Origin of the sequence: Pilimelia columellifera subsp. columellifera (assembly GCF_039532605.1) — a bacterium.
In the GTDB taxonomy this organism is placed as follows: domain Bacteria; phylum Actinomycetota; class Actinomycetes; order Mycobacteriales; family Micromonosporaceae; genus Pilimelia; species Pilimelia columellifera.
The window spans coordinates 129,931-135,942 of sequence record NZ_BAAARY010000011.1 but is presented as its reverse complement, the minus strand read 5'-3'; the positions used below and the strand labels follow the sequence as shown (position 1 = coordinate 135,942).

Here is a 6,012-nt window from a genome sequence, read left to right as displayed (position 1 = left end):
CCAGCCCCCGAAACCTCGGCGACATCGTCCGCGCAGCCGTCCACCTCACCCACTTCGAATACCGGTACCTACCGAACCCTCGTTGAGATCACCTCAATGCGCATAGCGCTCCTGTTGTTTCTCATGCGATGAGTTCGACCTCGGTGGGGGTCTTAATTGTCACGCGCGCTCGCCGGCTCTTACCTACTGACCGTTTTAGGTGGTTATCTGCCATGACAGGCGACCACTACGTTAAGTAATGAGCCTGCCTGATAAGCAATAGAATGACCCACTATGAACTGGTTTGGGCCGCCTTGAAACTACGCTACGTAGTCTCCTGAAGCCGCACAGTTTGAATTTTGATCGCAATTTGCATCGGTTGCTCATGTGGCCAAAAGGATGGTTGCGGCCAACGAAATGGCGCTTGTAGGTTCACTGCGAACGTCGTCCCCCGGCGTTACCCCTCCCCAGAAATGGGACGAACGCTGAGGCGCCCCCCTGATGCTTCGTGCTCTATTGTTGGCCGTTATCGCCATTCTCTTCATCATGGCGGTGGCTGGCCTGTGCGCATTCCTGTACGGCTTCATCCGGCCTGACAGCGTCAAACGGGACCGAACCAAACGCGCCTATCCCTCCGTGACACACGACCAGGTGGCCATTCTCATCGCCTGCCACAACGGCGCGTCGACCATCGGCACGGTCGTCGCTGCGGCCCGCGCCACCGGGGCGCCCGTCTACGTCGTCTCCGACGCCTCCACCGATGCCACCGCGAGCCTGGCCCGCGCCGCCGGCGGCACGGTCCTCGAACAAGCCGTCAATGTCGGCAAGCCGGCCGCCCTGCACCTGGCCTACGAGCACTTCCAGCTCGGCCAGCGCTACCGGGCCGTCACCATCCTCGATGACGATGTCATCATCGGCGACACGTTCATCGACGACTGCCTCAACAAGCTCGCCGAGGACGTCGCGATCGTCGTCGGCCATAACGTCACCTGGTGGCCCAAGGAACGGCGCTGGAACGCCTGGCTCGCCGCCCGCGCCTACAGCTACTGGTACTACCAGCTGGTCGTCCGGCGCCTCCAGAGCGCGGCCAACGTCATGAACTGCATCTCCGGCTCCAACTCGCTCTACCGGACCGAGCTGCTCGACGAGGTGCTCCCACAGCGCCCGCCCTACATCGTTGATGACACCTTCTGGGTGCTTGAGACCCACCGCCGCAAGCTCGGCCGTATCGTCTATGCGCCGAAGGCCACCGCGCTGCTCCAGGACCCCACCAACCTGCACGACTGGTACCGGCAGAACCTGCGGTGGATGTGGGGCACTTTCCAGGGCATCATCGGCCACCGCATCGGACGCCAGGCCAGCATGTTCGACCTGGCCTACGTCCTGCTGATCATTCACTGGCTGATCTACGTGCTGTCCGGACCCGCCACCGTGTGGCTGCTGGTCATCAGTTTCGACGCCCCCATCAGCGCGGTGCTCATCCTGCTCGCCGGGCACAGCGTCTGGATGCTGGTCGCCGCCATCCAGCTCCGACACCCGCGGTTGGTGCTGTTCATCCCAGCGCTCGTCGTCATCGACCTCGTCTACCGAATCGTGCTGGTTCACGCCCTCATCAAGGCGATCCGGCAACCAAGCGTCGAGCGCTGTGTGTGGAAATCCCCCGCCCGGCTCGCGGCCTAGAAAAGGAGAACAGAATGTCCGGTCACCAGGAACTGCCCGTCACCGGGGCGTCGGCCCTCATGCTCGGCGCCATCGGCGTCGTCATGGTTGCCCTCGGCACTGTGCTCGCCTTCGGCGCGCGCATGGGCGCTCGCGCCCGTAGCCTGGTCTGAGTGATCGCGTGGCCGTAGCCTCTGTCGGGCTGCGGCCACGCGGCCACCTGACCGGTCTGAGCGCACGGACGGCCCATGCCCGCCTGCCGGACACGGCCCAGAGCGGTGGGTCGCCGGACGAGCCACCCGGCTCCCGCGCCCATACAGCCGATGACGGCATGCCGCCTATGCTCCGCTGCGTGACTAACAAGGAGATGAGCGGCGTGGATCTCAACCATGTGTTGCTCGCGGTGGAGAGAGCCGCTCCGGTCGACGCCGTTGAGGCGGTGACCCGGACCATCGGGGTGGACCTTGACGCGTGGTGGGTGTCGTTCCTCGTGGCGGACATGAGCGGCCGCGCTCTCGTGCGCCTGGTCCACGTCCCGATCGGTGACGTTCCCGGCGGCCGGCGGCAGGACGAGGACGTCGCGATGGTGATGCCATTCGACGGCGGCCCGCAGGAGCAGGCACTGAGCGGGCAGCAGGTTCTGGTCGAGCAGGTCGGCGACCATCACGTGGTACGGGCCCCGGTGACCCAACGGGGCGAGGCGATCGGCTTGTTGGAGATCGCTTTGTCCGCCGCGCCGACCGATGCGGTCGTGCGACGGGTGTCGCGGGCCGCGCACACCTTGGCATTCGTGGTGATCGCCAACCGTCGCCACACCGACCTGTTCGAGTGGGGGCAGCGGACAAGCCCCTTCACCCTCGCCGCGGAGATCCAACGGCGCCTGCTGCCCGCGTCGTTCACCTGCGAAGCCGACTCGTTCACCCTGTCAGCCTGGCTGGAGCCCACAGCCAGCATCGGCGGCGACACCTTCGACTACAGCGTAGCTCGCGACCTGTTACATCTCAGCGTCACCGACGCGGTAGGCCACGGTGTGAACAGCGCGCTCACCGCGACCCTGTGCGTCGGCGCGCTACGCAACGCTCGCCGTCGTGGCGGCACCCTGCTAGAACAGGCGCAGGCAGCGGACGATGCGCTCATCGACAACGCCCCGGCCGGCTCGCCCTTCGCCACCGGGTTTCTCGGCCGGCTGGATCTGTCCACCGGCGCCCTCGCTGTCGTCAACGGCGGGCACCCCACGCCGCTGCTGTTGCGCGACGGGGTCACACAGGCGGTGGCGCTGCCGGCCAATCGGCCGTTCGGGGTCCTGCGCCACAAGCCTTACCTGTCTGCCGAGATCGAGTTGCAGCCGGGTGATCGCCTCGTGTTGTTTACCGACGGCATGCTCGAACGCGGCGCCGCCGACCTGAAACTGGCCACACGCCTGCAGCACCTGAGCGCGCTGCACCCCAGAGAGGTGGTCCGCTTGCTCGGCGACCTCGTCCTCGAAGTCGCCGGGCCCGTCCTGCCCGACGACGCCTGCCTTCTGGTCCTCGACTGGCACGGCGGGCATGGCGGCGCCCGCCACACCGCGGCCGGCGCCGATCCCAGTCGGGCCAGCAGCCCAAGTTCGCTCGTCCGCCAGCGAGACAACTGCTGACCGGCAACACTGTCGGCGTGCCCAGCTGCCGTGCCTCTTGCCGTAACGGCGGGAGCGTTTGGCCAACTTTCCTGGCAAACGGGAACCGTAGGCGGTTCGTGCCCGTCTAACTCTCAACACGACGGGTTGCCCGAGTGGTTAGGGAACCGCCTGCAAAGCGGTCTACGCCGGTTCGAATCCGGCACCTGTCTCCAGAGCCGTCGCTCGCGCGTGGGTCGGCGAGCACGGCGTCGAAACGTGGTTGCCATGGCGCGACGAGTTCCGCCTGCGGCTATGTGTCGCCGCCGGTTTACCACAGTCGGTGGCGGGAAGTCAGCACAGGTAGACCGCCTGCGAGCTGGCCGCCAGGGGGCCGGCCAGCGGCAGACCAGGAGAAGAGAAGACCCGCGATGGCAACTCTCACTGCCACCACTGCTGTCCCGACCGCCGGGGTGGTCCTAGACGCTGACCTGACCGTCCCCGACGCCGCGACCGGCGTGGTGCTTTTCGCCCACGGCAGCGGCAGCTCACGGCACAGCCCCCGCAACCGTGCGGTCGCGACCACGCTCAACGAACGGGGCCTGGCCACCGTCCTGGTGGACCTGCTCACCGCCGAGGAGGAACGGGTCGACGCGCGCACCGCCCAGCTGCGATTCGACATCGGTCTGCTGGCCCAGCGGTTGACCGGGGTGGTCGACTGGCTGGGCTCCCATCCCGACACCGCCCGCCATGACATCGGCCTGTTCGGGTCGAGCACCGGGGCGGCCGCAGCCCTGGTCACCGCCGCCCGCCGCCCCGAAGCAGTCCGAGCGGTCGTGTCCCGCGGGGGGCGGCCGGACTTGGCCGCCGACGCGCTGACTGAAGTGACCGCCCCGACGCTGCTCGTCGTCGGCGGGCTGGACACTCAGGTGCAGGCGCTCAATGCCCACGCGCTCAGCGCGATGGCGACGCCGGCCGAACTGATCATCGTCGCCGGGGCCACTCACCTGTTCGAGGAGGAGGGGACGTTGGAACAGGTCGCCGAGCTTGCCAGCCAGTGGTTCATTGTCCACCTGGGCGGCCCAGACCCAGCGAGCGCCGAGAGTCGATGAGTCGGGCGGTAGCATCACTCGAACAGCGACCGCCTGTCGCCGTCGATGCGTCGGCGGGCCCGTCGACGCAGCTGGACCACGACCAGGTCCACCACCGCCACGGCCGCCAGGCCGGCGAAGGCCCACCCGAACGCGGCGAGGTCGGCCCGCAGCAGCAGGACGGCCAGCGTCGCTGAGGAGACCAGGCCGAAGGCCGCCAACGCCAAGCGCAGGTTCAAAGCGCTGTAAGGGTGTCCGACGGTGCCGCGTCGGCGCGGTGGCTGTGCGCTGATCCGCATGTCATGGGGTTACCCCGCCGTCGGCCACTCAAGCGGCCCCGCACCTCTCGATCACATGGTGACCGCTTCCGCCGGCTGAGGTTTGTTCGCCGCCCGCGACCGCCGCCAGCGCTCGATCGGGCGGACTTTCTCCAACGGTAGGAAGCTCGTCATCGCGACCAGGTGCGGCGCGAAGGAGATGGTGATGGTCGCGAACACCGACAGGTGGAACAGGTAGAAGAAGCCGACGCACCGCAGCCGCCAGCGCTCGCGGAGCATGAACACCGCCGGACTCAGCAACTCGAACGCCACGATCCCAAACTGCGAGACCACGAGCAGGTACGGAACCTGGGCGATCAGGTGGGCGAACTCGGTGCCCCGGCGCAGGATGGCCCAGGCCAGCACCGAGCTGGTCATCCAGTCGGGACCCTCCAGGCGCAGCTTCGCCCACGCCGCCAGGAAGTAGGTGGCGATGACGGCGATCTGGGTCATCCGAAGCGCCCAGCCGGCCGGCTCGCTGCGCGTCGGGTCGCCGTGCCGGGCCCGCCCCACCGTCGGCAGCACCGCGAGCGCCACAAGCAGCCCGACCCGGTCGTGGTCGACCTTCCCGTAGCTCATCGCGATGATCATCCACTGGAAGTAGAGCAGGAAGATCGTAACGCCGAGCAGGCGTGGCGCCCGCCCGGTGGCCGCCGCGAGCGACAGTCCGATGAGTGCCCAGAAGATCGCGTTGACGAGCAGGGGAGTGGGCTCGGGCAAGGGGAGCAGCCGCGCGACCATGAGCGGTTGGTACAGATCGCCCGGCACGTTGGCGTGCGCCCGCACCGACGAGGTCACCAACAGCAGGTCCACGACCAGGTACAGGTAGACCACGGTGCGGAACGCGGCGACGCGGCCCAACGGAACCGGGGCCGTGAGCCACCGGCCCACCGCGCCCGCGGCCCTGGCGGCCGAGCCCGCCGCCGCGGTCACGGCAACCGCCACTGGGCCACCAGCTCGTCGGTGTGCGTGCCGGTCGGCCGGCTGTCTCTGATGCCGTGCCAGCGGATCACGATCCGTACCTGCGCGAGGCGGGCCGCGCCCGGGTTCGTCGCCAGGTACGCCTCGGCGAGCCGGCCCAATCGCGCTGGGTCCTCGGCGTACCGGCTCAACTGGCCCTCCACCTCAGCGCGCCGGACCCCGCTGTTGCGTTCGTTGAGCGTGAGCGTCCGGCCGTTGACGTCCACCGCCTCGATGAGGGTGTCGCTGGCCGGCGTGTTCGGGCCGCCGTTGGTGGCGTACATCCGGAACGGCCCGAACGGGAAGTGGTCGTCGTCTCCCCAGACCGTGCCGGCCAGGAGCAGACCGAACGTGAGCGCGGCCGCCACCAGCCGGGCCATCCGCCCACGTGCGGTCAGAATCTCCATCTCAC

General features: G+C 68.1%; 7 protein-coding genes and 1 tRNA gene. 5 read left to right on the top strand and 3 right to left on the bottom strand.

The annotated features are described in order from the left end of the window. The first annotated feature begins 480 nt into the window (after nt 1-480). From ABD287_RS13100 to ABD287_RS13080, 5 genes are all read left to right on the top strand, one after another. Nucleotides 481-1,659 (top strand): glycosyltransferase family 2 protein, encoded by a 1,179-nt coding sequence (locus ABD287_RS13100; RefSeq protein WP_344172705.1) that lies wholly within the window; start codon nt 481-483, stop codon nt 1,657-1,659. Nucleotides 1,660-1,673: 14 nt separating this feature from the next. Next, the gene (locus ABD287_RS13095; protein ID WP_344172703.1) at nt 1,674-1,811 is read left to right on the top strand and encodes an LPXTG cell wall anchor domain-containing protein; all 138 of its coding nucleotides are present in this window, start codon (nt 1,674-1,676) and stop codon (nt 1,809-1,811) included. A 179-nt stretch (nt 1,812-1,990) separates the two neighbouring features. Next, nucleotides 1,991-3,274, top strand: a complete 1,284-nt coding sequence (locus ABD287_RS13090) for a PP2C family protein-serine/threonine phosphatase (RefSeq protein WP_344172701.1) — start codon at nt 1,991-1,993, stop codon at nt 3,272-3,274. Between the two features lie 120 nt (nt 3,275-3,394). After that, nucleotides 3,395-3,468, top strand: a tRNA-Cys gene (locus ABD287_RS13085). Nucleotides 3,469-3,663: 195 nt separating this feature from the next. Further along, complete coding sequence (locus ABD287_RS13080; RefSeq protein WP_344172699.1) at nt 3,664-4,344, top strand: dienelactone hydrolase family protein; 681 nt, start codon at nt 3,664-3,666, stop codon at nt 4,342-4,344. 14 nt (nt 4,345-4,358) lie between these two features. On the opposite strand, the gene ABD287_RS13075 is transcribed toward ABD287_RS13080, so the two are convergent. The 3 genes from ABD287_RS13075 to ABD287_RS13065 are packed head-to-tail and all read right to left on the bottom strand — an operon-like array spanning nt 4,359 to nt 6,007. Continuing rightward, on the bottom strand, nt 4,359-4,622 hold the full coding sequence (locus ABD287_RS13075) for a hypothetical protein (protein ID WP_344172697.1): 264 nt from the start codon (nt 4,620-4,622) through the stop codon (nt 4,359-4,361). Between the two features lie 51 nt (nt 4,623-4,673). Beyond that, nucleotides 4,674-5,585: an MFS transporter permease gene (locus ABD287_RS13070; RefSeq protein ID WP_425565614.1), complete on the bottom strand. Its 912-nt coding sequence runs from the start codon at nt 5,583-5,585 to the stop codon at nt 4,674-4,676. Then, nucleotides 5,570-6,007 carry a hypothetical protein gene (locus ABD287_RS13065; protein ID WP_344172695.1) on the bottom strand — a complete coding sequence of 146 codons (438 nt, stop codon included), beginning with the start codon at nt 6,005-6,007 and terminating at the stop codon, nt 5,570-5,572. The genes ABD287_RS13070 and ABD287_RS13065 overlap by 16 nt, the downstream gene beginning before the upstream one ends. Between the last annotated feature and the right edge of the window lie 5 nt (nt 6,008-6,012).